The following is a 717-nucleotide window of genomic DNA, read 5'->3' on the forward strand; positions in this document are numbered from 1 at the left end:
CATCTGCTGCGATGCTCCGGGACTGCGACTATCACACAGATTCCTAAGCCTGTGGAATGTTCGCCGATAGCGGCTCTCATCCCACAAGCTAAGGAATCTGGTGAGGATTCTCCGTCCCTCCCGCTTATACCTTCGCATCTGTCCCCTGCCTCCCCATCGGCTATCTACTTTACTGGCACGAGCGGGGGTGGCTGTGTGACGTTACTGGCGGCCGGAAGGAATTTATTTGTGCCGGTATATTAATAAAAAAGCTGAGCGAGTGAAAACCTTTGAAAAATGAAATTATTATGAGGAAGAGCCGGAATCAAGTACAGGGCTGCTATGTGAAATAACATCCCTTGCCTGATTTCCGGCTCTTCCTGCAGCAACGGCGTGCACGCCTCGCTGCAAACGTTTAACTGCGATAATATACACCGTTCTAATTTGTATGTGTTGTATACACTAAGCTTGCTATCATTTTCCATCTAGCTGACACAGCCAGCGGTCATCCGCTGGCCAGTAACGTCACACGGCCGCTCACGCCCTTGTTAGTAAAGTAGATAGCGGACGGGGAGCCGGGTGGGAGAGGCGCAGGTGTAAGCGGGAGAGGCGGAGAATCCTTTCCGTAGCCCTTATCCTGCGGGATGCAAGCCGCTATCGGCGCGCATTCCGGAGGGTTAGGGATACGTGAAATAGTCGGAGCCTCGTACGCATCGAAGCATCTGCCACCCGGCTCCC

The 717-nt window shown here is 53.1% G+C and carries 2 protein-coding genes; one reads left to right on the forward strand and one right to left on the reverse strand.

Features of this window, described 5'->3' with window-relative positions:
• A partial coding sequence (locus tag HMPREF0980_RS19300; protein ID WP_207643620.1) for a hypothetical protein occupies positions 1–243 on the forward strand: 243 nt, incomplete at its 5' end.
• 241 nt (positions 244–484) lie between these two features.
• On the opposite strand, the gene HMPREF0980_RS19305 is transcribed toward HMPREF0980_RS19300, so the two are convergent.
• Positions 485–717 (reverse strand): hypothetical protein (locus tag HMPREF0980_RS19305; RefSeq protein WP_207643621.1); only part of this gene is annotated, 233 nt, incomplete at its 5' end.

Origin of the sequence: Dorea sp. D27, assembly GCF_001185345.1 — a bacterium.
Taxonomy (GTDB): domain Bacteria; phylum Bacillota; class Clostridia; order Lachnospirales; family Lachnospiraceae; genus Extibacter.